The sequence below is a fragment of the Bradyrhizobium sp. Kon10 genome, assembly GCF_055807395.1.
In genome coordinates, this window is sequence record NZ_JBVVOZ010000010.1 from 17,209 (window position 1) to 38,159 (window position 20,951).

Annotated in this window: 19 protein-coding genes; 16 read left to right on the top strand and 3 right to left on the bottom strand. The window is 64.4% G+C overall.

The window, feature by feature from the left end:
* Positions 1-115: 115 nt before the first annotated feature.
* Positions 116-421 (bottom strand): hypothetical protein, encoded by a 306-nt coding sequence (locus AC0L2O_RS15895; protein ID WP_369724654.1) that lies wholly within the window; start codon positions 419-421, stop codon positions 116-118.
* Positions 422-712: 291 nt separating this feature from the next.
* On the opposite strand from AC0L2O_RS15895, the gene cysS reads away from it, so the two are divergent.
* From cysS to AC0L2O_RS15915, 4 genes are all read left to right on the top strand, one after another.
* The gene (gene cysS / locus AC0L2O_RS15900) at positions 713-2,110 is read left to right on the top strand and encodes a cysteine--tRNA ligase (RefSeq protein ID WP_473370378.1); all 1,398 of its coding nucleotides are present in this window, start codon (positions 713-715) and stop codon (positions 2,108-2,110) included.
* Positions 2,110-2,619, top strand: a complete 510-nt coding sequence (locus tag AC0L2O_RS15905) for a GNAT family N-acetyltransferase (protein WP_473370379.1) — start codon at positions 2,110-2,112, stop codon at positions 2,617-2,619. Before cysS ends, AC0L2O_RS15905 begins: the two co-directional genes overlap by 1 nt.
* Positions 2,616-4,214 (top strand): citramalate synthase, encoded by a 1,599-nt coding sequence (gene cimA, locus AC0L2O_RS15910; RefSeq protein WP_473370380.1) that lies wholly within the window; start codon positions 2,616-2,618, stop codon positions 4,212-4,214. Before AC0L2O_RS15905 ends, cimA begins: the two co-directional genes overlap by 4 nt.
* Before the next feature lie 108 nt (positions 4,215-4,322).
* Entirely contained in the window at positions 4,323-4,700 is a 378-nt protein-coding gene (locus AC0L2O_RS15915; RefSeq protein ID WP_473370381.1) for a VOC family protein, read from the top strand.
* A 196-nt stretch (positions 4,701-4,896) separates the two neighbouring features.
* Here AC0L2O_RS15915 and AC0L2O_RS15920 read toward each other — a convergent pair whose 3' ends face one another.
* A complete protein-coding gene (locus tag AC0L2O_RS15920) occupies positions 4,897-5,502 on the bottom strand; it encodes an LOG family protein (RefSeq protein WP_369724645.1) in 606 nt (201 codons plus the stop codon).
* A gap of 201 nt (positions 5,503-5,703) precedes the next feature.
* Between AC0L2O_RS15920 and AC0L2O_RS15925 the strand changes: the two genes are divergently transcribed.
* The 12 genes from AC0L2O_RS15925 (at position 5,704) to AC0L2O_RS15980 (ending at position 19,879) form a co-directional block, all read left to right on the top strand.
* Entirely contained in the window at positions 5,704-7,659 is a 1,956-nt protein-coding gene (locus AC0L2O_RS15925; protein ID WP_473370382.1) for an ABCB family ABC transporter ATP-binding protein/permease, read from the top strand.
* Positions 7,660-7,737: 78 nt separating this feature from the next.
* Positions 7,738-8,442 carry a phosphatidylserine decarboxylase gene (locus AC0L2O_RS15930; RefSeq protein ID WP_369726793.1) on the top strand — a complete coding sequence of 235 codons (705 nt, stop codon included), beginning with the start codon at positions 7,738-7,740 and terminating at the stop codon, positions 8,440-8,442.
* A gap of 87 nt (positions 8,443-8,529) precedes the next feature.
* Entirely contained in the window at positions 8,530-9,408 is an 879-nt protein-coding gene (locus AC0L2O_RS15935; RefSeq protein ID WP_409189201.1) for a CDP-alcohol phosphatidyltransferase family protein, read from the top strand.
* 121 nt (positions 9,409-9,529) lie between these two features.
* Complete coding sequence (locus AC0L2O_RS15940; protein ID WP_473370383.1) at positions 9,530-10,249, top strand: RraA family protein; 720 nt, start codon at positions 9,530-9,532, stop codon at positions 10,247-10,249.
* Positions 10,250-10,264: 15 nt separating this feature from the next.
* The gene (locus AC0L2O_RS15945) at positions 10,265-11,089 is read left to right on the top strand and encodes an SDR family NAD(P)-dependent oxidoreductase (RefSeq protein ID WP_473370384.1); all 825 of its coding nucleotides are present in this window, start codon (positions 10,265-10,267) and stop codon (positions 11,087-11,089) included.
* 204 nt (positions 11,090-11,293) lie between these two features.
* Positions 11,294-12,067 (top strand): motility protein A, encoded by a 774-nt coding sequence (locus tag AC0L2O_RS15950; RefSeq protein WP_369724638.1) that lies wholly within the window; start codon positions 11,294-11,296, stop codon positions 12,065-12,067.
* Positions 12,068-12,089: 22 nt separating this feature from the next.
* Complete coding sequence (locus tag AC0L2O_RS15955) at positions 12,090-12,920, top strand: flagellar motor protein MotB (RefSeq protein WP_369724637.1); 831 nt, start codon at positions 12,090-12,092, stop codon at positions 12,918-12,920.
* A 173-nt stretch (positions 12,921-13,093) separates the two neighbouring features.
* A complete protein-coding gene (locus AC0L2O_RS15960) occupies positions 13,094-14,992 on the top strand; it encodes a potassium transporter Kup (protein ID WP_473370385.1) in 1,899 nt (632 codons plus the stop codon).
* Between the two features lie 142 nt (positions 14,993-15,134).
* Complete coding sequence (locus AC0L2O_RS15965) at positions 15,135-17,063, top strand: potassium transporter Kup (RefSeq protein WP_473370386.1); 1,929 nt, start codon at positions 15,135-15,137, stop codon at positions 17,061-17,063.
* A gap of 180 nt (positions 17,064-17,243) precedes the next feature.
* Positions 17,244-17,570: a rhodanese-like domain-containing protein gene (locus AC0L2O_RS15970; RefSeq protein WP_369724635.1), complete on the top strand. Its 327-nt coding sequence runs from the start codon at positions 17,244-17,246 to the stop codon at positions 17,568-17,570.
* 7 nt (positions 17,571-17,577) lie between these two features.
* Positions 17,578-18,759 carry an aminotransferase gene (locus tag AC0L2O_RS15975; protein ID WP_473370387.1) on the top strand — a complete coding sequence of 394 codons (1,182 nt, stop codon included), beginning with the start codon at positions 17,578-17,580 and terminating at the stop codon, positions 18,757-18,759.
* A 7-nt stretch (positions 18,760-18,766) separates the two neighbouring features.
* Positions 18,767-19,879: a polyamine ABC transporter substrate-binding protein gene (locus AC0L2O_RS15980; protein WP_473370388.1), complete on the top strand. Its 1,113-nt coding sequence runs from the start codon at positions 18,767-18,769 to the stop codon at positions 19,877-19,879.
* A gap of 138 nt (positions 19,880-20,017) precedes the next feature.
* Here AC0L2O_RS15980 and AC0L2O_RS15985 read toward each other — a convergent pair whose 3' ends face one another.
* Entirely contained in the window at positions 20,018-20,950 is a 933-nt protein-coding gene (locus AC0L2O_RS15985; protein WP_473370389.1) for a lipid A biosynthesis lauroyl acyltransferase, read from the bottom strand.
* Position 20,951: the final 1 nt, after the last annotated feature.

Below are 20,951 nucleotides of genomic sequence, written 5' to 3' on the forward strand. Positions count from 1 at the left end.
TTTCCAATGTGACTCGAGGGGCCGAACGCGCCCTCCAATAGCCGCTTCCTGCGGCAGCGTCACGTCGTTTCAGGGGCCGAAGACTGGTCCTAAGATCCGCCAGTTCCGAGCGAATTCAGCGCTGGCAGGTGATTGCGACATATTCGTCGCAATGGCCATGGGAGCAGTTTGCGCCGGATTTGGGGACAGAGCCGGTAATTTCGTCGGGATCGACCCGGCGATAGGCGGAAGCCTGGGCAAAATCGCGTGACTGGCAGTAGTTGCGGGCGACCTGCGCGCCGCATTTGTCGCCCTTGGCCAGGCACTGGTCGACGCCGTAGCCCTCCGCCTGATTCGGAATGATGAAGACGCGGGTCTCGGCGACGGCGCTGGATGCCGCAAGGATGGAGGCGCAGGACATGAGCGCGAGCAATGATCGCATGAAAACACCGGGGGCAAAAAGGGGAACTGCCAGTTCAAGAATGGGCCCAAATAGTTAAGGATGATGAACCATCAAGGCGGGTGGCCTGCGCATTGCGGAGATAACACGGCTTTTCCGCGGCTCTCTTGACGCGGGGCCGGCTCATAGCCCATATGTTCCGCCATGAACGGTCTCCTCGTCATTTGCGCCATTTGCCGCGAGATTACGAGCTAGCGATTCGCTGGCTGGAGCCGTCTTTTCTCAAAAACATTGAGAGCACTGGACGCCCGGCCAACAGCCGACGGGTGTCATATGGAATTGCGTCTTTACGATACGCTGAGCCGGGAAAAGCGCGCCTTTGTGCCGCTCGATCCGAACAATGTCCGCATGTATGTCTGCGGACCGACCGTCTATGACTTCGCCCATATCGGCAACGCCCGGCCGGTGATCGTGTTCGACGTGCTGTTTCGGCTGCTGCGCCATCTCTATGGCGAGGCGCACGTCACGTATGTCCGCAACATCACCGACGTGGACGACAAGATCAACGACCGCGCGGCGCGTGATTTCCCCGGCCTGCCGCTGAACGAGGCCATTCGCAAGGTCACCGAGCAGACCGGCCGGCAGTTTCACGCCGACGTGGATGCGCTCGGCGCGCTCCGGCCGAGCGTCGAGCCACGCGCGACCGAGCATATCGGCGAGATGCGCGAGATCATCGAAAAGCTGATCGCCGGCGGTTTCGCCTATGTCGCCGAGGACCATGTACTGTTCTCGCCGCAGGCCATGAACGCGGCCAACTCCGGGCTGCCGCGCTACGGTGCGCTGTCCAAACGTTCGCTGGACGAGATGATCGCCGGCGCCCGCGTCGACGTCGCGCCCTACAAGCGCGACGCCACCGACTTCGTGTTGTGGAAGCCGTCCAAGCCGGGCGAGCCGTCATGGCCGTCGCCGGCGGGCATCAAGGCAGAGGGCCGTCCGGGCTGGCACATCGAGTGCTCGGCCATGGCCTGGAAGCATCTCGGGGAGCATTTTGATATCCACGGTGGCGGCATCGATCTCGTGTTTCCGCATCACGAGAACGAGATCGCGCAGACCTGCTGCGCCTTCCATCGCGAGCGGATGGCGAACTACTGGATGCACAACGGCTTCCTGCAGGTCGAGAGCGAGAAGATGTCGAAGTCGCTCGGCAACTTCGTCACCATCCACGAACTGCTCGCGGATTGGCCGGGCGAGGTGCTGCGCCTGAACATGCTGAAGTCGCATTACACTTCGCCGATCGATTGGACCATGAAGTCGCTGGAGGAAAGCGCCAAGACGCTCAACGACTGGTATCGCTTTGCGGCGGACGCCGAGCCCGGCAAGCCGGCGGCGACGGTGGTCGAGCCGTTGCTCGACGACCTCAACACGTCGCTGGCGATCGCCGCGCTGCACGGCCTGCGCAACAATTCCGACGCGAGTGGCCTCGCCGCGTCGCTACGTCTGCTCGGCTTTCTTTCCGAGAGCGCCGCGCAATGGGAAGGCCGCAAGCAACAGGCAAGCGGCGTGGACGCAAGCGAGATCGATCGCCTGATTGCCGAACGCGCGGCTGCGCGAGCGCGAAAGGATTTCAATGAGTCCGATCGCATCCGGGACGAGCTCGTCGCGAAGGGCGTCGTGCTGAAGGACGGCAAGGATGCCGACGGCAAGCCGGTGACGACATGGGAGCTGGCGTGATGGCACAAGCGCTTCCAAAAGCGGGCTTGCGGCCGTTCCTGCCGGATGACGTGCCGGTGCTCGCCGCGATCTTCACGGCCAGCATCGAGGAACTGACCGGCGACGATTACAACGAGGCGCAGCAGCAGGCCTGGATGGCCGCGGCGGAGGACGACGAGTTCGGCAAGCGGCTCGCGGCCGATTTGACCCTGATCGCGACGCTGGAGGGCTCGCCCGTTGGCTTCGCCTCGCTGCGGGGCAAGGATCACATCCGCATGCTCTATGTGCATCCGGCCGTGGCCGGGCAGGGGCTGGCGACGATGCTCGTCGATGCGCTGGAAAAGCTTGCCGGCGGTCGCGGCGCGGAAAAGCTGACGGTCGACGCCAGCGATAACGCGCAGGGTTTTTTCGCGAAGCGCGGCTATGTCGCCATGCAGCGCAACAGCATCACCGTCAACGACGAGTGGCTGGCCAACACCACCATGCAAAAGACGCTCGGGGCCAATCCCGCGTCGGGAGCGCTGCAATGAGCAGAGAGCGTCTTTATCTCTTCGACACCACGCTGCGCGACGGTGCGCAGACCAACGGCGTCGATTTCACGCTGGCCGACAAGCAGATCATCGCCGCGATGCTCGACGAGCTCGGCATCGACTATGTCGAGGGCGGCTATCCCGGCGCCAACCCGACCGACACGGAATTTTTCGGCACCAGGCCGAAGCTGAACCATGCGCGCTTTACCGCCTTCGGCATGACACGGCGGTCGGGGCGCTCCGTCTCCAACGATCCCGGCGTAGCCGGACTTCTGGAGGCCAAGGCCGACGCGATCTGCTTCGTGGCGAAGTCTTCCGCTTATCAGGTGCGGGTCGCGCTGGAGACGACGAAGGAGGAGAACCTCGCTTCGATCCGCGACAGCGTCGCGGCTGCGAAAGCCGTCGGCCGCGAAGTGATGCTCGATTGCGAGCACTTCTTCGACGGCTACAAGGAGGATCCGAGCTTTGCGCTCGCCTGCGCGAAGGCCGCCTACGAGGCCGGTGCGCGCTGGGTGGTGCTGTGCGACACCAATGGCGGCACCATGCCGAACGAGATCGAGGCCATCGTGACCGAGGTGACAAAGCATATCCCTGGCGATCATCTCGGCATCCACGCCCATAACGACACCGAGCAGGCGGTGGCGAATTCGCTCGCGGCGGTGCGTGCCGGCGCGCGGCAGATCCAGGGCACGCTGAACGGCCTTGGCGAGCGCTGCGGCAACGCCAATCTGTGCTCGCTGATCCCGACCTTGAAGCTGAAGCAGGAGTTTGCCGACGCCTTCGAGATCAGCGTCACGCCGGAGAAGCTCGCGACCCTGGTCCAGGTCTCGCGCACGCTCGACGACATGCTCAACCGCGTGCCGAACCGGCATGCGGCCTATGTCGGCGAGAGCGCCTTCGTCACCAAGACCGGCATTCACGCGTCCGCCGTGATGAAGGATCCGCACACTTATGAGCACGTCTTGCCCGAACTGGTCGGCAATCACCGCAAGGTGCTGGTGTCCGACCAGGCCGGCCGCTCCAACGTGATCGCCGAACTCGACCGCGCCGGCATCGCCTACGAGAAGAGCGATCCGAAGCTGACGCGGCTGGTCGAGGAATTGAAGGAGCGCGAAGCGGCGGGCTACGCCTATGAGTCCGCCAACGCCTCGTTCGAGCTGCTGGCGCGCCGCACGCTCGGTAAGGTGCCGCAATATTTCGAGGTCGAGCAGTTCGACGTCAATGTCGAGCAGCGCTACAATGCGCTCGGCGAACGCGTCACCGTGGCGCTCGCCGTGGTCAAGGTCAACGTCGCCGGCGAGCATTTGATCTCGGCCGCCGAAGGCAACGGCCCCGTCAACGCGCTCGATGTTGCGCTCCGCAAGGATCTCGGCAAGTACCAGAAATACATCGAAGGCCTGAGGCTGATCGACTATCGCGTGCGTATCCTCAACGGCGGCACCGGCGCGGTCACGCGCGTGCTGATCGAGAGCGAGGACGAGAACGGCGACAACTGGACCACGGTCGGCGTTTCCCCCAACATCATCGACGCCTCGTTCCAGGCGCTGATGGATTCGGTGATCTACAAGCTGGTGAAGTCGGGCGCGCCGGCGTAGGGCTTTGCCTTGTCATTCCGGGGCGGTCCGCAGGACCGAACCCGGAATCTCGAGATTCCGGGTTCACGCTTCGCGTGCCCCGGAATGACTGGGGGAGGGACGCGACCAATGATCGACCACATCTCCGTCGGCGTCAGCGAGCTCGACCGCTCCGCGAAATTCTACGAAGCAACCCTCGCCGCGCTCGGCCTGACGCGCCTGGTCACGCGGCCGCGCACGATTGGCTTCGGCAAGGCCTATCCTGAATTCTGGATCAATCTGCGCGAGGGCATGCCGCTTGTGCTGCCGGAGAGCGGCGTGCACATTTGCGTGCGGGCGAGGACGACGGGCGAAGTCGATGCCTTTCACGCCGCGGCGCTTGCGGCCGGCGGTGCATCGGATGGTGCCCCGGGCATCCGTCCGCACGACCGCGTGCGCTACTACGCGGCCTTCGTCGTCGATCCCGACGGCAACCGCATCGAGGCGGTGACGTTTCCGGCAGAGTAGAGCGTTACGATCAATTGCTAACTATCGAACGCGAAGGAGGTGCGCTCCTCTCCCGCTTGCGGGAGAGGGCTGGGGAGAGGATGTCTCTGCAAAGAGATTCCAACGAGGAGAGAACCCTCACCCGCCGCTGCGCGGCGACCTCTCCCGCAAGCGGGAGAGGTGACCGAGCCCGCGGCTATATCGAATCAGCCAATCCTTAGAGCCTGCGCGCCACTTCGGGGGCCATCTGCTTTTCCGACTCGGCGATCTGTGTCGCCGCGGCTTTCAGCTTCGGCAAGATCTCCTCGATCCGATCGGCTTTGATGATGTCGACGGACAGACCGGCGCGGATGAACTCGGTCTGGCGCATATGCGACAGCAAGGAGAACAGCGGCTCCCAGAAATTGTCGATATTGGCGAGCAGCACCGGCTTGGCGTGGCGCCCGAGCTGCTTCCAGGTCAATTGCTCGACCAGCTCCTCCAGCGTGCCGACGCCGCCCGGCAGCGCCACAAAGGCGTCGGAGCGCTCGAACATCAGCCGCTTGCGCTCGTGCATGTCGGGCGTGACGATCATCTCCTGCACCCGGGTCAGCGCGTTCTCGCGCTTCCGCAGGAATTCGGGAATGATGCCGGTGACGGTGCCGCCGTGGTCGAGCACGGAGGTCGCGACCGAGCCCATCAGGCCGAGCGAGCCGCCGCCATAGACCAGGCGGATGTTGTTCTCGGCGAGCGCTTTGCCGAACGCCTTGGCGCCTTCGGTGAAGTGGGGATTGGTTCCGGGGCCGGAGCCGCAATAGACACAGACGGTTTTGATCGTGCTCATTGGTGCCATGATGCATTGCAGCGAAGATGCGTCAAGCCCAATCGGTGATTCGGGCCCACCGGAAATCTACCGGTAAATGGCGACAAACAATCGAAGATTCGCCATCTGGCGGGGTGCACTGGCATCTGGAAGTCTCTATATGTCGGTCGAAAATCGCAAATCGTAACGCTGCCCGCATCCGGCGGGCCTTCAGGCTTCTTGATGGACCAACCTCAATCGCTCGGCGGCGCCGACGTTCCTGATCCTGCCGGCGGAGCGCTCGAGCGGGCCACGTTGATGGGCACGCTGGCGCATCTGTGGCCCTATATCTGGCCCGGCGACCGCTTCGACCTGAAGATGCGCGTGGTCTGGTCGATGGTGCTGCTGCTCGCCGCCAAGCTAATCACGCTGACGGTTCCCTTCAGCTTCAAATGGGCGACGGACGCGCTGACCGGCGCCAACACCGCACCGGTGCAGCCTGACAATTGGCACCTCTGGGTGATCGCATCGCCGCTGCTGCTGACGGCGAGCTACGGCGTGATGCGCATCCTGATGGCGGTGCTGACGCAGTGGCGCGACGGCATCTTTGCGCGCGTCGCCATGCACGCGGTGCGCAAGCTCGCCACCATCACCTTCATCCACATGCACGAGCTCTCGCTGCGCTTTCACCTGGAGCGCAAGACCGGCGGCCTGACGCGCGTGCTCGAGCGCGGCCGCTCCGGCATCGAAGTCATCGTGCGCATGGTGATCCTCCAGCTGATCCCGACCATCGTCGAGGTCTCGTTGCTGCTGGCGGTGCTGCTGTGGCAGTTCGACTGGCGCTACGTGGTCGCGACGCTGATCACCGTCGCCGTCTATATGTACTACACCTACGTCGCGACCGAGTGGCGGATCGGCATCCGCCGCAAGATGAACGATTCGGACACCGAGGCGAACACCAAGGCGATCGATTCGCTGCTCAACTATGAGACCGTGAAATATTTCAGCGCCGAGGCACGCGAGGCGCAGCGTTACGACCGCTCGGTCGCGCGCTACGAGGAGGCGAGCGTGCAGGCCTATACCTCGCTCGCCGTGCTTAACACCGGGCAAGCCGTCATCTTCACGCTGGGCCTGACCGCGACCATGCTGATGTGCGCGATCGGCGTGCGGAACGGCACCAACACGGTCGGCGATTTCGTGCTGGTCAATGCCATGATGATCCAGCTCTACCAGCCGCTGAACTTCATGGGCATGGTCTATCGCGAGATCAAGCAGGCGATCATCGACATCGAGAAGATGTTCAACGTGCTCGGCCGTGAGGCCGAGATCAAGGACGCGCCCGGCGCAAAGCCGCTGGTGGTCTCCGCGGGCAATTTGCGTTTCGAGGATGTGCGCTTCGCCTACGAGCCGGCGCGGCCGATCCTCAAAGGCATCAGCTTCGAGGTGCCGGCCGGCAAGACGGTCGCGATCGTCGGCCCGTCCGGAGCCGGCAAGTCGACTATCTCGCGGCTGCTGTTCCGGCTCTACGATATCTCGGGCGGCAAGATCCTGATCGACGGCCAGGATATCCGTGACGTCACGCAGGCCTCGCTGCGCGCCTCGATCGGCATGGTGCCGCAGGACACGGTGCTGTTCAACGACACCATCCGCTACAACATCCGCTACGGCCGCTGGGACGCTGATGACGCCGCGGTCGAAGAGGCGGCGCAGCTGGCCCAGATCGACCGTTTCATCCGCATGGCGCCGAAGGGTTATGAGACCCAGGTCGGCGAGCGCGGCCTGAAACTGTCCGGTGGCGAGAAGCAGCGGGTCGCGATCGCGCGTACTGTCTTGAAGGCGCCGCCGATCCTGGTGCTGGACGAGGCGACCTCGGCGCTCGACACCCACACCGAGCACGAGATCCAGGGCGCGCTCGACCGCGTCGCCAAGAACCGGACCTCGCTGGTGATCGCACACCGGCTCTCCACTATCGTCGGTGCCGACGAGATCATCGTGCTGGACCAGGGCCGCATCGCCGAGCGAGGCACGCATGCTCAGCTGCTCGCACAGGGGGGCCTCTATGCCAGCATGTGGAACAGGCAGCGCGAGGCCGAGGCCGCACGCGAGAAGCTGGCCAAGATGGCCGATACCAGCGAGGCGCCGAACCGGGAGCCGCCGCCGGTCGAGGACGTCCTCACGACGCCTGTCGCCGCGGAGTGAGCTTGTCTCCGGTCCCAACTCTGGCCTAAACAACCCCGTGCGCGAGACCACTCGCGCCATCACCCCTTTTTGCGGCAGATAGCGATGTCCATTCTCGATTCGGTCCAGCGGCAGATCCCGCCGATCCACAAGGAGGGCTATCCCTTCATCGGCGGCTTTGCGCTGGCAAGCCTCGTCCTGTTCTGGCTGTGGTCGCCGCTCGGGTGGATCGGCACCATTCTCACGGTGTGGTGCGCACTGTTCTTCCGTGACCCCGTGCGGGTTACGCCGGTGCGCGACGGCCTCGTGGTGTCGCCGGCAGATGGCCGCGTCTCCATGATCACCATGGCGCTGCCGCCGGCCGAACTCGGGCTCGGCGACCGGCCGCTGCCGCGCATCTCCGTCTTCATGAGCGTGTTCAACTGCCATGTGAACCGCAGCCCGGTGGCGGGCAGGGTGGACCGCATCGCCTACCGGCCGGGCCTCTTCATCAATGCCGAGCTCGACAAGGCGAGCGAGGACAATGAGCGCAATTCGCTGGTCATCTCGACGCCGCAAGGCCGCATCGGCGTGATCCAGATCGCGGGCCTCGTGGCCAAACGCATCGTCTGCTTCGTCCGGGAAGGGCAGGCGCTCGGCGCCGGCGAGCGGTTTGGCCTGATCCGGTTCGGCTCGCGGCTTGATGTTTATCTGCCGCTCGGCACCAAGGCGCTGGTCTCCGAAGGCCAGACCGCGATTGCCGGCGAAACCATCCTGGCCGATCTCGTTTCGGATGATACGGCCCGCGCCTATCGCGCCAATTAACCATTGGGGCCCAGGCCGGGGGTCTTCCGCCGCAATGGCGGAGGGCAACGCGGCTTGCTATATCTCGTCTTAACGTGAGGACGAGCCATGACGCCCTACGACTTCAAAGATCCAGACGTGCGCCGCCGGCGGTTCCGCCCGATCCCGGTGCGGATGCTGGTGCCCAACGTCATCACGCTGCTGGCGATCTGCGCCGGGCTGACGGCGATCCGGCTGTCGATCGAAGGGCGGATGACGCTCGCCGTCTACGCCATCGTGTTTGCAGCCGCGCTCGACGGCATCGACGGCCGCGTCGCCCGCATGATCAAGGGCCAGTCGAAATTCGGCGCCGAGCTCGACAGCCTCGCCGACTTCGTCAATTTTGGCGTGGCGCCCGGCTTGATGCTGTATTTCTGGCAGCTGCACGAGCTCGGCAATGCAGGTTGGATCGCCGCGATGGTGTTTGCGATCTCCGGAGGCCTGAGGCTCGCGCGCTTCAACGCCACCATGGACGATCCGAACAAGCCGGCCTTCGCCGCCAATTTCTTCACCGGCGTGCCGGCGCCGGCCGGCGCGATCACGGTGCTGCTGCCGATCTATGTCGCGTTTCTTGACCTCGGCCGCTGGCCCGCGGCGCTGACGGCCGCCTACACGCTGCTGATCGCCTTCCTGATGGTGTCGCGCCTGCCGGTGTTCTCCGGCAAGACCAAGCGCATGCGCGTGCCACCCGAACTGGTGCTGCCGGCGTTCGTCGCGGTGGTCGTGTTCATCGCGCTTGTGATCGCCTATCCCTGGCATGTGCTGACGATCGGAACGGTGCTGTATCTGCTCGCCCTGCCGCTCGGCTATAAATCCTATCGCGACCAGGCGCGCGCGATGGAAGCCGCCGCGCCCGTGGCGGGCGAGGTCTCGTCGCCGCCTTCGGCGCCGACGCTGGCCAACCTGTCGGAGCCGCCGCGCGACGACCGGCCCGATCGGCTGCACTGAACGGCAGATCGCGGATATCTGCCATGAGAGCTTCCTGAGTTGGGTTGAGGCCCGATCTCGGCTATATCGCCCTGTGCCGGCGGCATCGCGTCAATCAGCCGCCAACCTGGGGGAGAATGCCGTGACTGATACCGCAACCAGGCCGCTGCCTGCTTCCGTGCTCGAAGCGCTGGGTCGCTACGATACGCCCACGATCTGCAACGCGATGGAGATCGTGGCGCCCGAGCGCCGGCTGATCGGCTACACCACCAAGCCGCTGGTCTGTCCGTTCCCCGATCTGCCGCCGATCGTCGGCTATGCCCGCACCGTTGCGATCCGCTCGGTGCTGAAGTCCTCGCTTGCACCGGACGAGCAGTCCAGGCGCCGCATCGACTATTACGAATATGTCGGCACCGGCCACGGCCCGCGCATCTCGGTGATCCAGGACATCGACGGTCCTGACGTCGGCTACGGCGCGTTCTGGGGCGAGGTGCAGAGCAACGTGCACAAGGCGCTCGGTTGCCTCGGCGTCATCACCGACGGCTCGATCCGCGACATCCCGCAATGGGCGCCCGGCTTCCAGGCGCTGGCCGGCTCGATCGGCCCGTCGCATGCATGGGTGCATGCGGAAAGCTTCGGCGGCGAAGTGCGCGTTGCCGGCATGACCGTGAAATCGGACGACCTGATCCATGCCGACCAGCATGGCGCCATCGTGATCCCGCTCGACATCGCGGCGACACTGCCTGAGGCGGCCGAGCTTTGCGGGCGCCGCGAGACGCCGATCCTCGAGATCGCCCGCAGCCCCGACTTCTCGCTGGAGAAGCTGAAGGCCGCGCTGAAGCGCTCGGCGGAGATTCACTGAGTACGGAGTGATCCCATGGACATGCGCGGCAAGACGGTGCTGATCACGGGCTCGACCGATGGTGTCGGGCGCTATGTCGCAAGTCGTCTTGCCGCCGAGGGTGCGCACGTCCTGATCCACGGCCGCGATGCGGCGCGGGCGAAAACGCTGATCGACGAGATCGTGAAGGCCGGCCACGCCGCGCCGACGTTTTATCAGGCCGATTTGTCATCGATTTGGAGCACCCGCGAGCTCGCCGCAGCCGTGATCCGCGACCACCGGCGTCTCGACGTCTTCGTCAGCAATGCCGGCATCGGCTCGCAGAACGACGGGCCGCAGCGGCAGGAGAGCCGCGACGGTCACGAGCTGCGCTTTGCCGTCAACTATCTTTCGGGCTTCCTGCTCGCTCGTCTGCTACTGACGCTGCTCAAGAGTGCGGCGCCGTCGCGGATCGTCAATGTTGCGTCCCTCGGCCAGCATCCGATCGATTTCGACGACGTCATGATCACCAAGGGCTACAGCGGCTCGCGCGCCTATGCGCAGAGCAAGCTCGCGCAGATCATGTTCACCATCGATCTCGCGGAAGAGCTTAGGGATGCCGGCATCACGGTGAACGCGCTGCATCCGGCGACCTACATGAATACGGCCATGGTGCGGGCCGGCGGCATCACGCCCATGTCGACCGTCGAACAGGGTGGTGCTGCGATCCTGCATCTGGTCGAGGGCGACGACGTCGCGGGCAAGAGCGGCCTGTTCTTCAACGGCATGAACGAGATGCGCGCCAATCCGCAGGCCTACGACGCGGACGCGCGCAAGCGCCTGCGCGCGCTCAGCCTGGAGCTGACCGGCCTGTCGTCCTAGCCCATCCGGTTATGGTTAGCGAAGCGTTGAAATTCCTGTCGCTTGACGGCAAATCGCGGCTCGTTCAGCGGCGGCGTGCCGCACTGTCCGGACTTAACCTTTACGCGTCTTTAATCGCGCGCCACTAGGGTTTTCGATGCGGTTCGGGGTTGGACTGCGCCATCGGCCAGGACGGCCGTTGTTGCGTTCGCGTTGGAGTCTCCCATGGATATCATGACGAGCGTCGGCCTCGTGGCGGGCATTATCGTCATCGCGGTGATGATGCTGCTGGGCGGCGATCTTCACATGTTCATCTCCGAGCATGCGATGATCATCATCTTCGGTGGCTCGACGGCCGCGACCATGATCCGCTTTCCGCTCTCGGCGCTAATGCACGGCCTGCCGCTCGGCGCCAAATTCGCCTTCACCATGAGCCGTCTGTCTGCGCACGATCTGGTCGACGAACTCGCCCGCATCGCCGAGATCGCCCGCAAGCAGGGCCCGGTGGGGTTGGAAAAAGTCGAGACCGACGAGCCGTTTCTCGCCAAGGGCATCCGCTACGTCGCCGACGGCTACGACCTCGATTTCATCCGCGACAATCTCGAGCGCGACCGCGACAATTTCCTGATGCATCTGGACGAAGGCAGCAAGATCTACCGCGCCGTCGGCGACTGCGCCCCTGCCTTTGGCATGGTCGGCACGCTGATCGGCATGGTGCAGATGTTCGCCAACATGACCGACCCGTCCAAGCTCGGCCCGTTCATGGCGACTGCTCTGCTCGCGACGCTCTACGGCGCACTGGTCGCGAATCTGTTCTGCATCCCGATTGCCGACAAATTGCACGGCAAGCTCCTGGACGAGGAGACCAACCGCACGCTGATCATCGACGGCATTTTGATGATCCGTGACTCCAAGAGCCCGACGCTGGTGCGCGAAATGCTGCTGGCCTATCTGCCCGAGAAGCACCGCCACGCCGAAGGCGAGCCGGTGCCGGCCTAACGCCGCCGCCGGGATCTGAAAGATGGCCAAGAAGAAGCGCGGCGATGCACATGGAGGCGGTCACGGCTGGTTCGTGACCTTCGCCGACTTGATGGGCCTGATGATGAGCTTCTTCGTGATGCTCGTCGCGTTCTCGACCCAGGATGCCAACAAGCTGAAGGTCGTCGCAGGCTCCATGCGCGACGCTTTCGGCGTCCAGAGCGAAGCGCGCTACGCCGGCATCGTCGAGTCGGACGGCCTGCCGACCCGCCCGCGGCTCAAGAACGTCGATCACATCGAGCCCGAGGATGCCTCCAACACGCCCACTCCCGACCAGGAGGATCGCGACCGCACCTCGGGGGCGAAGATCAAGGTCGACCGCAACTTCGCGCTGGCGGCAGCCTCGCTGCGGCAGGCGTTGCAGGACATGCCGGAATTGACCGAGATGTCCAAGCACATCATGTTCGAGGAGACCAAGCAGGGTCTCAACCTCGAGATCGTCGATCAGGATGGCCGCTCGATGTTTGCCGACGGCTCCAAGGTGCCCTACGACCGCACCCGCCGCCTCATCGAGAAGCTCGCGATCCCGCTGAAGGCGACGCCCTTGCGTGTCTCCATCGCCGGCCACACTGCGGCCGGATTCGTGCCGACCCGCAGCGACTACGGCGCGTTCGATCTCTCGGCCGACCGTGCCAACGCTGTGCGCCAGATCCTCGAGCGCGAGGGCCTGCCGCCGGCGCACGTCTTCGCCGTCTCCGGCAAGGCGGATACCCAGCCATTGTTTCCGGACGACCCTTCGCTGGCCGCCAACCGCCGCGTCACCATCACCCTGATGCGCGAAGATCCGCCGTTGCCCCCGAACTTGAAGCCATAAATCCCTTGCGCTACCATTTTACCTGGGGTCTATCGTCGTGATGACGACGAACGTGGCCGCCCCGTCACAGCATCTGCCGTGTTGCCTGCTATGGTGGCAGGCCGATTGACAGGCGCGCCGGAAGCGTCGAAACGCGCCGGATCAATTCCAGGGACGAAGCGTTCTCCACCCTCATGACGGCGAGCATCACATCGACCGAGACCCATGAGGGGCCGGTCACCTCCGGTTTTTGGTCCCTGACGCTGGGGAGCATCGGCGTTGTCTTCGGCGACATCGGGACCTCTCCGCTCTACGCATTCCACGAGGCGGTCAGGGGCGCGGCTCACGGCGAGCCGGTTACGCGGATCATGGTGCTCGGCGTGCTCTCGCTGATCCTGTGGGCGCTGCTGATCGTCGTCACCGCCAAATACGTGCTGTTGCTGCTGCGCGCCGACAACAACGGGGAGGGCGGCACGCTCTCGCTGATGGCGCTCGGCCAGCGCGCGCTCGGGCGCCGAAGCTGGTTCCTGCTCGCCCTTGGCGTGGTTGGCGCCTCCATGTTCATCGGCGATTCCATGATCACGCCGGCGATCTCGGTTCTGTCGGCGGTCGACGGCCTCAAGCTCGCGACGCCTGCGTTCGAGCACTATGTCGTGCCACTCACCGTCTTCATCCTGGCGCTGCTGTTCGCGGTCCAGAGCAAGGGGACGGCGCTGGTGGCTTCCGCGTTCGGGCCGGTCATGGTGGTCTGGTTCACCTGCCTCGCCGTGCTGGGCGTCGTCCACATCGCCGACGACCCCTCGGTGCTGGCCGCGATCAATCCGTATTATGCGCTGCAATTCCTGCTGTCGCACGGTACGATCGGTCTCGTGACGTTGGGAGCCGTCTTCCTGGCGGTGACCGGCGGTGAGGCGCTCTATGCCGATCTCGGTCATTTCGGCCGCAAGCCGATCCAGTCGGCCTGGATGTTCTTCGTGCTGCCGTCGCTGCTGATCAACTATTTCGGGCAGGGCGCGCTGGTATTGTCCGATCCGGGCGCAATCGAACACTCCTTCTATCGCATGGTCCCCGAGCATTGGGTGCTGCCGCTGGTCGGGCTTGCGACTGCGGCGACTGTGATCGCGAGTCAGGCCGTGATCACCGGCGCCTATTCGCTGGTCTATCAGGCGGTGCAGCTCGGGCTGCTGCCTCGCTTCGAGGTGCGTTACACCTCTGAAACCCATGCCGGCCAGATCTATCTGCCCCGGGTGAACCGGCTGCTCCTGATCGGCGTGATGCTGCTGGTCCTGTTGTTCCGGACGCCGAGCGGCCTCGCTTCGGCCTACGGCATCGCGGTGTCCACCACCATGGTCGCCGACGGCATCATGGGCTTCATCGTGATCTGGAAATTGTGGAATTGGCGCGTTGCCACGGCTGCGATCGTGATCCTGCCCTTCGTCATGGTCGACATCACCTTCTTCAGCGCCAATCTCCTGAAGCTGCTCGAAGGCGCCTGGGTGCCGCTGCTGTTCGGCGTGGTGATGGCGGCAACGATCTGGACCTGGCGGCGTGGCTCGGGAATCCTGATCCAGAAGACGCGCCGCATCGAGGTGCCGCTGGACGATCTCATCCGTAGCCTCGAGAAGCGGCCGCCGCACATCGTCAAGGGCACGGCGGTGTTCCTGACCAGCGATCCCGCCTTCGTGCCGACCGCGCTGTTGCACAATCTCAAGCACAACAAGGTGCTGCACGAGCACAATGTGGTCCTGACCATCGAGACCGCGCAAACGCCGCGGGTCGATCTGTCCGAGCGCTTCCGCATGGACAAGATCAGCGACAAGCTCTCGAAGGTCCGCCTGCGCTTCGGCTTCATGGAGCAGCCGAATGTCCCCAAGGCGCTGGCGATCGCGCGCAAGCAGGGCTGGCAGTTCGACATCATGTCGACGTCGTTCTTCGTCTCGCGGCGGTCGCTGAAGGCGTCGGCGCAGTCCGGCATGCCGCTCTGGCAGGACCATCTGTTCATCGCGCTCAGCCGGTCCGCCAACGATGCCACGGACTATTTCCAGATTCCGACCGGCCGGGTGGTTGAAGTGGGGACCCAAGTCACCATCTGAACGCAATCGGCGCACCTATGCAAATTTGCATGCCGCGGGCCCAGAATCGGCCTAGGCTATGCCGCCAGCGCAAGACTATAAGCCGCGCGCGCTCCTCCGCCGTTGTGCAGTGAAGCATTTTTAGAGGCCACCAGGCTCTCCCATGACAAGTGACGTAGCAATTCCCGCCCCGGAAACGGCGGCGGGCAACGGGCATGGCGACGCCCACACCACCGCTGGCTTCGGCGCGCTGACGCTCGGCAGCATCGGCGTGGTCTATGGCGACATCGGCACCAGCCCGCTGTACGCGTTCCGGGAGGCGGTGACGGCAGCGTCGGGTGCAGAGGGCGCGCCCACCGCCGCGGCTGTGCTCGGAGTGGTGTCCCTGATCCTGTGGGCGCTGATCGTCGTGGTGACGCTCAAATACGTCGTCATCCTGCTGCGCGCCGACAACAATGGTGAGGGCGGCACGCTCGCCCTGATGGCGTTGGCCCAACGCGCGGTCGGCACCGGCGGGGCGACCATCGTCCTGCTCGGCATCATCTCCGGCGCCCTGTTCTACGGCGATGCGGTGATCACGCCGGCACTGTCGGTGCTGTCGGCCGTCGAAGGCATGAAGGACGTCACCGCCACGTTCGAGCCTTATGTTGTGCCGCTGACGGTCATCATCCTGGTTGGCCTGTTCGCCGTGCAATCGCGTGGCACCGCCCGCGTCGCTGCCTTTTTCGGCCCTGTGATGTGCGTCTGGTTCGCCGTGATCGCGGCGGCGGCGATCCATCCCATCGTTCAACAGCCGCAAATACTGCTGGCTTTGAACCCGCTATACGCGGTGTCGTTCATGCTCCATCACGGCATCATCGGCTTCGTGACGCTCGGCGCTGTGTTCCTGGCGGTCACCGGCGCCGAGGCGCTCTATGCCGATCTCGGCCATTTCGGCAAACGGCCAATCCAGACCGCCTGGCTGTTCATCGTGCTGCCGTCGCTGGCGCTCAACTATCTGGGGCAGGGCGCTCTCGTCCTCGGCGATCCCCAGGCGATCGAAAGCCCGTTCTTCCAATTGTTTCCGCAAGGCTGGGCTCGCGGCGGCATGGTCGTCCTCGCCACCGCCGCCACTGTCATCGCGAGCCAGGCCGTTATCACCGGCGCCTATTCGCTGACGCGCCAGGCGATCCAGCTCGGGCTGATGCCGCGGTTTGAAATTCGCCATACGTCGGAAGCCCATTCCGGCCAGATCTTCATCCCCCGCATCAACCAGCTGCTGCTGGTCGCGGTGATGCTGCTGGTGCTGCTGTTCCGCTCCTCCAGCGCGCTGGCCTCGGCCTATGGCATCTCGGTCACCGGGACGATGGTGGTCACGGCGATGATGGGCTTTGTCGTGATCTGGAAGGTGTGGCGGTGGTCGCCATTGGCTGCCGCCGCCCTGATCGCGCCGTTCCTGTTCCTCGACCTGACCTTCCTGGCCGCGAACCTGCTCAAGGTGTTCGAGGGTGGCTGGGTGCCGCTCGCGCTCGGCTCGCTCATGATTCTCCTGATGTACACGTGGCGGCGCGGCAGCCGGTTGTTGTTCGAGAAGTCGCGCAAGCTCGAATTCCCGCTCGCCGACCTCGTGACGATGCTGGAGAAGCGGCCTCCGCAGCGCGTGCCCGGAACCGCCGTGTTCCTGACCAGCGATCCCCTGAGCGCGCCGACCGCGCTGATGCACAGTCTGAAACACTACAAAGTGCTTCACGAGAAGAATGTCATTCTCACGATCGAGACCGCGCAAACGCCGCGCATCAATCCGGCCGAGCGCGTCAAGCTGGAGCAGATCTCACCGACCTTCTCCAAGGTGACGCTGAAGTTCGGCTTCATGGAATCGCCCAACGTGCCGAAGGCGCTGGCGATCGCCCGCAAGCTCGGCTGGCAGTTCGACATCATGTCGACCTCGTTCTTCCTGTCACGGAGGGCGCTGAAGCCCGCGGCCCATTCCGGCATGCCGCGCTGGCAGGACCGGCTGTTCATCTCGCTGAGCCGCTCGGCCAACGACGCCACTGACTACTTCCAGATCCCGAGCGGCCGCGTCGTCGAGGTCGGCACGCAAGTTACGATCTAGGCTCACGATCTAGGCTGACGATTCGGGTTGCTCCGAAAGCGGTGCTTCAAGTCCCTGCGATTTAGCTTTAACTTACGCCGCGCAGCCCAAGCCTTTGTAGCGCTTGATTTTCGTGAGCCGAGAGGCGAGGTTGCGGCCGGCCGGGATCGCCGGCGAGTGGCTGCGACGTTGGAGGATGATGTGGCGAACCAGGTACAGGATCTGACCCCGGACGAGGTCTCCAAGGGCATCGCTGAAGGGCGGTATCTGCTCGTCGATGTGCGCGAGCCGAACGAGGTCGAGGCCGAGGCCTATCCGTACGGCGTGGTCGTGCCGCTTTCGACCTTCGATCCGAACGCGATCCCCGATCCCGCCGGCAAGGAGGTCGTGTTCGCCTGCCGCTCGGGCAAGCGTTCGGTGACCGCCTCGCTCGCGGCGCAGGCGGCGGGCCTGCCTTATGACAAGCATCTGGCCGGCGGCATGCTGGGCTGGAAGGCGGCGGGTCTTCCCAGCAAGGTCGGTGGCTAGCCCGGCGATGACGACCAAGAGCGCTTCCCTGAACAAGGTCTTCGCCGACCTTCCCGTCACCATCTTCGAGGCGATGTCGCAGGCCGCGCGCGACAACAACGCCATCAATCTCGGCCAGGGCTTTCCCGACGATCCGGGTCCTGAGGACATCCGCCGCGCCGCGGCGGATGCCTCGCTCAACGGCTACAACCAGTATCCATCGATGATGGGCATCCCGGAGCTGCGCCAGGCGATCGCGACCCATTACGGCCACTGGCATGGCCTGAAGCTCGATCCGATGAGCGAGGTGATGGTCACCTCCGGCGGCACCGAGGCGCTGACCTCGGCCATCCTCGCGGTGGTGCAGCCCGGTGACGAGGTGGTCTGCTTCCAGCCGGTTTATGACTCCTATTTGCCGATCATCCGCCAGGCCGGCGGCATTCCGCGCCTGGTGCGGCTCGAGCCGCCGGGCTGGCGGCTGAATGAGGACATGCTGAAAAGCGTGTTCAACTCGAAGACCAAGGCGGTGCTCTTCAACAACCCCCTGAATCCGTCGGCAGTGGTGTATCCGCGCGAGGACCTCGAACTGCTGGCGCGCTACTGCCAGGAATTCGACGTCGTCGCGATCACCGACGAGGTCTGGGAGCACGTCACCTTCGACGAGCACAAGCACATCCCGCTGATCACCATCCCCGGCATGCGGGAGCGCACCATCAAGGTCGGGTCGGCCGGCAAGATCTTCTCGCTGACGGGCTGGAAGATCGGCTTCGTCTGCGCCGCGCCGCCGTTGCTTCGGGTGGCGGCCAAGGTGCACCAATTCCTGACCTTCACCACCGCGCCGAACCTCCAGGCCGCAGTAGCCTACGGGCTCGGCAAGCCCGACGAGTATTTCCTGTCGATGCGCAAGGATCTGACGCGGAGCAGGGACCGTCTCACCAGGGGATTGGAGAGCCTCGGTTTCCCCGTGCTGAAGTCGCAGGGCACCTATTTCCTCACCGTCGATCTGTCGCCGCTCGGGCTCAACGAGAGTGATGCCGAGTTCTGCTGGCGCATCGTGAAGGACTACAAGGTCGCGGCGATCCCGGTCTCGGCGTTCTACGAGCAGGACCCGGTGAGCTCGGTGGTGCGGTTCTGCTTTGCCAAGAAGGACCAGACGCTCGACACTGCGCTGGAGCGGTTGTCGGACGCGGTGCGCGGACGCAAGAGGTAGGACCAAGATGACGAATGTCCGCCGCTACGGTTTTGGCCTTGGTCTCGCGATCGCCGCAGCGCTGACATTCTCCTCGCAAAAGGCGGCCGCCGAGGAACGCGTCGTCAACTTTTATAACTGGTCCAACTATATGGCGCCGGATGTCTTGGAGGCCTTCACCAAGGAGACCGGCATCAAGGTGGTCTACGACACCTTCGACGCCAACGAGACGCTGGAGACGCGCCTGATGGCCGGCAAGTCCGGCTATGACGTCGTGGTGCCCACGGCGTATTTCCTCCAACGTCAGATCAAGGCCAACATCTTTCAAAAGCTCGACAAGTCGAAGCTGCCGAACCTCGCCAACGCCTGGCCGGTTGTGACCGATCGCCTTGCCATCTACGATCCCGGCAACCTCTACGCCGCGAACTACATGTGGGGCACGACCGGCATCGGCTACAACGTTGCGAAGCTGAAGCAGGTCCTCGGACCCGACGCCAAGATCGACAGCTGGGACATCGTCTTCAAGCCGGAGAACCTCGCCAAGTTCAGGGATTGTGGCGTGCACATGCTCGACTCCGCCGACGATATCTTTCCGGCGGCGCTGAACTATCTCGGGCTCGATCCGAACTCGACCAGGCAGGCGGACCTCGAAAAGGCGGCCGACGTGGTGGCCAAGGTCCGCCCTTACGTGCGAAAATTTCACTCCTCCGAATATCTCAGCGCGCTCGCCACCGGCGAGATCTGCTTCGTGGTCGGCTGGTCCGGCGACATCATGCAGGCCCGTGCTCGCGCTGCCGAAGCCAAGCGAGGCATCGAGATCGGCTACACCATCCCGAAGGAGGGCGCGCAGATGTTCTTCGACAATCTCGCGATCCCGGCAGACGCCAAGAACGTCAAGGAAGCCTACGAACTGATCAACTATCTCTACCGCCCCGACGTCGCCGCCAAGAACTCGGACTTCCTGTCCTACGCCAACGGCAACCTCGCCAGCCAGAAGCTGGTCGATCCGAAAATCCTGAACGACAAGAACATCTATCCGGACGAGGCGACGCTTTCAAAGCTGTTCGTCATCACGGCGCGAGATCCGGCGACCCAGCGCGTCATCAATCGGCTGTGGACCAAAGTGAAGACGGGACGGTGAGCGGCTGAGAGGAAGCGGACGCTCACCTTGCTCATTCGTCATGCCCGGGCTCGTCCCGGGCATCCACGTCTTTCCTGCTGCGTGGCGATGCGTGGATGGCCGGGACAAGCCCGGCCATGACGGAAAGAGTTGCGTCCGCTACCGCCACCTGCGGTGCAGCCAGAGCCATTGCTCCGGATATTCGCGCACCCAGCCTTCCACTATGTTGGTGACCGCCTGCGTCGTGCCCTGGATGTCGATCTTGCCGCCGGCATCGCGCACCGGCTTGACCTCTTCCGTCAATTCCGCAGTGAAGCGGCCGCCGGGCTGGCGGATGATGCGGACGCCGTGGATGGGGCATTCGACCTGGCGCAGCAGCCGCGCCAGCATCGGATTGGCGCGGGTCTTGCGGCCGAAGAAGGTGACCTCGACGCCACCGGTGAGATACTGGTCGATCAGCATGGCGACGTGCTTGCCGTCCTTGAGCGCCTGCGCGAGCCGCAGTGGCGCATCGCGCCCCGCCGGGATCAGCGTGCCCATGTTGACCTGGCGCATCTCCTGGATGATGCGGTCGGCGGACGCGATGTTCGGGCGGCGGTAGAGGATCGCGGTATCCAGCCCATGCGCGACGGCGGCGAGCGCCGGCAATTCCCAATTGGCGAGATGCGCTGCAAAAATCAGCGCCGGCTTGCCGTCGTCCCTGATGTGGTCGAACAGCTCGATGCTGCGCGGCGACAATGTAATGCGGCTTCGCTCGGGGTGCTCCCGATCATAATCCCAGACCTGGTCCATATGGGCGAACTCGGCGCCGACGCGGCCGAGATTGTCCCACACGCCCATCAAGATGCTTTCGATCTCCTCCGGCGACTTCTCGGGAAAGGCAGCGATCAGGTTGGCGCGGCCGATACGATGCTCGCGCAGGCGCGGACCGATCAGCTTGGTGACGCGCGCGAAGAAGTCCGAGGTCTTCACCGGATCGAAGTAGCGCGTGGTGCGCAGCATGCCGACGGTGGCGGCCCCGATCAGGCTGCCGCCGATCGACTTGGCCGCCTCCCGCGCGCGGGCCTTCATGCTCGCAGGAAGCAGCGCCATG

Excerpts from the sequence above, each read along its gene's own strand:
- AC0L2O_RS15905 (WP_473370379.1), top strand. The coding sequence starts at position 2,110 with ATGGCACAAGCGCTTCCAAAAGCGGGCTTGCGGCCGTTCCTGCCGGAT.
- AC0L2O_RS15955 (WP_369724637.1), top strand. The coding sequence starts at position 12,090 with ATGGCCAAGAAGAAGCGCGGCGATGCACATGGAGGCGGTCACGGCTGG.
- AC0L2O_RS15965 (WP_473370386.1), top strand. The coding sequence starts at position 15,135 with ATGACAAGTGACGTAGCAATTCCCGCCCCGGAAACGGCGGCGGGCAAC.
- AC0L2O_RS15950 (WP_369724638.1), top strand. The coding sequence starts at position 11,294 with ATGGATATCATGACGAGCGTCGGCCTCGTGGCGGGCATTATCGTCATC.
- AC0L2O_RS15920 (WP_369724645.1), bottom strand. The coding sequence starts at position 5,502 with ATGAGCACGATCAAAACCGTCTGTGTCTATTGCGGCTCCGGCCCCGGA.
- AC0L2O_RS15980 (WP_473370388.1), top strand. The coding sequence starts at position 18,767 with ATGACGAATGTCCGCCGCTACGGTTTTGGCCTTGGTCTCGCGATCGCC.
- AC0L2O_RS15975 (WP_473370387.1), top strand. The coding sequence starts at position 17,578 with ATGACGACCAAGAGCGCTTCCCTGAACAAGGTCTTCGCCGACCTTCCC.
- AC0L2O_RS15985 (WP_473370389.1), bottom strand. The coding sequence starts at position 20,950 with ATGGCGCTGCTTCCTGCGAGCATGAAGGCCCGCGCGCGGGAGGCGGCC.
- AC0L2O_RS15935 (WP_409189201.1), top strand. The coding sequence starts at position 8,530 with ATGACGCCCTACGACTTCAAAGATCCAGACGTGCGCCGCCGGCGGTTC.
- AC0L2O_RS15925 (WP_473370382.1), top strand. The coding sequence starts at position 5,704 with ATGGACCAACCTCAATCGCTCGGCGGCGCCGACGTTCCTGATCCTGCC.
- AC0L2O_RS15915 (WP_473370381.1), top strand. The coding sequence starts at position 4,323 with ATGATCGACCACATCTCCGTCGGCGTCAGCGAGCTCGACCGCTCCGCG.
- cimA (WP_473370380.1), top strand. The coding sequence starts at position 2,616 with ATGAGCAGAGAGCGTCTTTATCTCTTCGACACCACGCTGCGCGACGGT.
- cysS (WP_473370378.1), top strand. The coding sequence starts at position 713 with ATGGAATTGCGTCTTTACGATACGCTGAGCCGGGAAAAGCGCGCCTTT.
- AC0L2O_RS15945 (WP_473370384.1), top strand. The coding sequence starts at position 10,265 with ATGGACATGCGCGGCAAGACGGTGCTGATCACGGGCTCGACCGATGGT.
- AC0L2O_RS15960 (WP_473370385.1), top strand. The coding sequence starts at position 13,094 with ATGACGGCGAGCATCACATCGACCGAGACCCATGAGGGGCCGGTCACC.
- AC0L2O_RS15895 (WP_369724654.1), bottom strand. The coding sequence starts at position 421 with ATGCGATCATTGCTCGCGCTCATGTCCTGCGCCTCCATCCTTGCGGCA.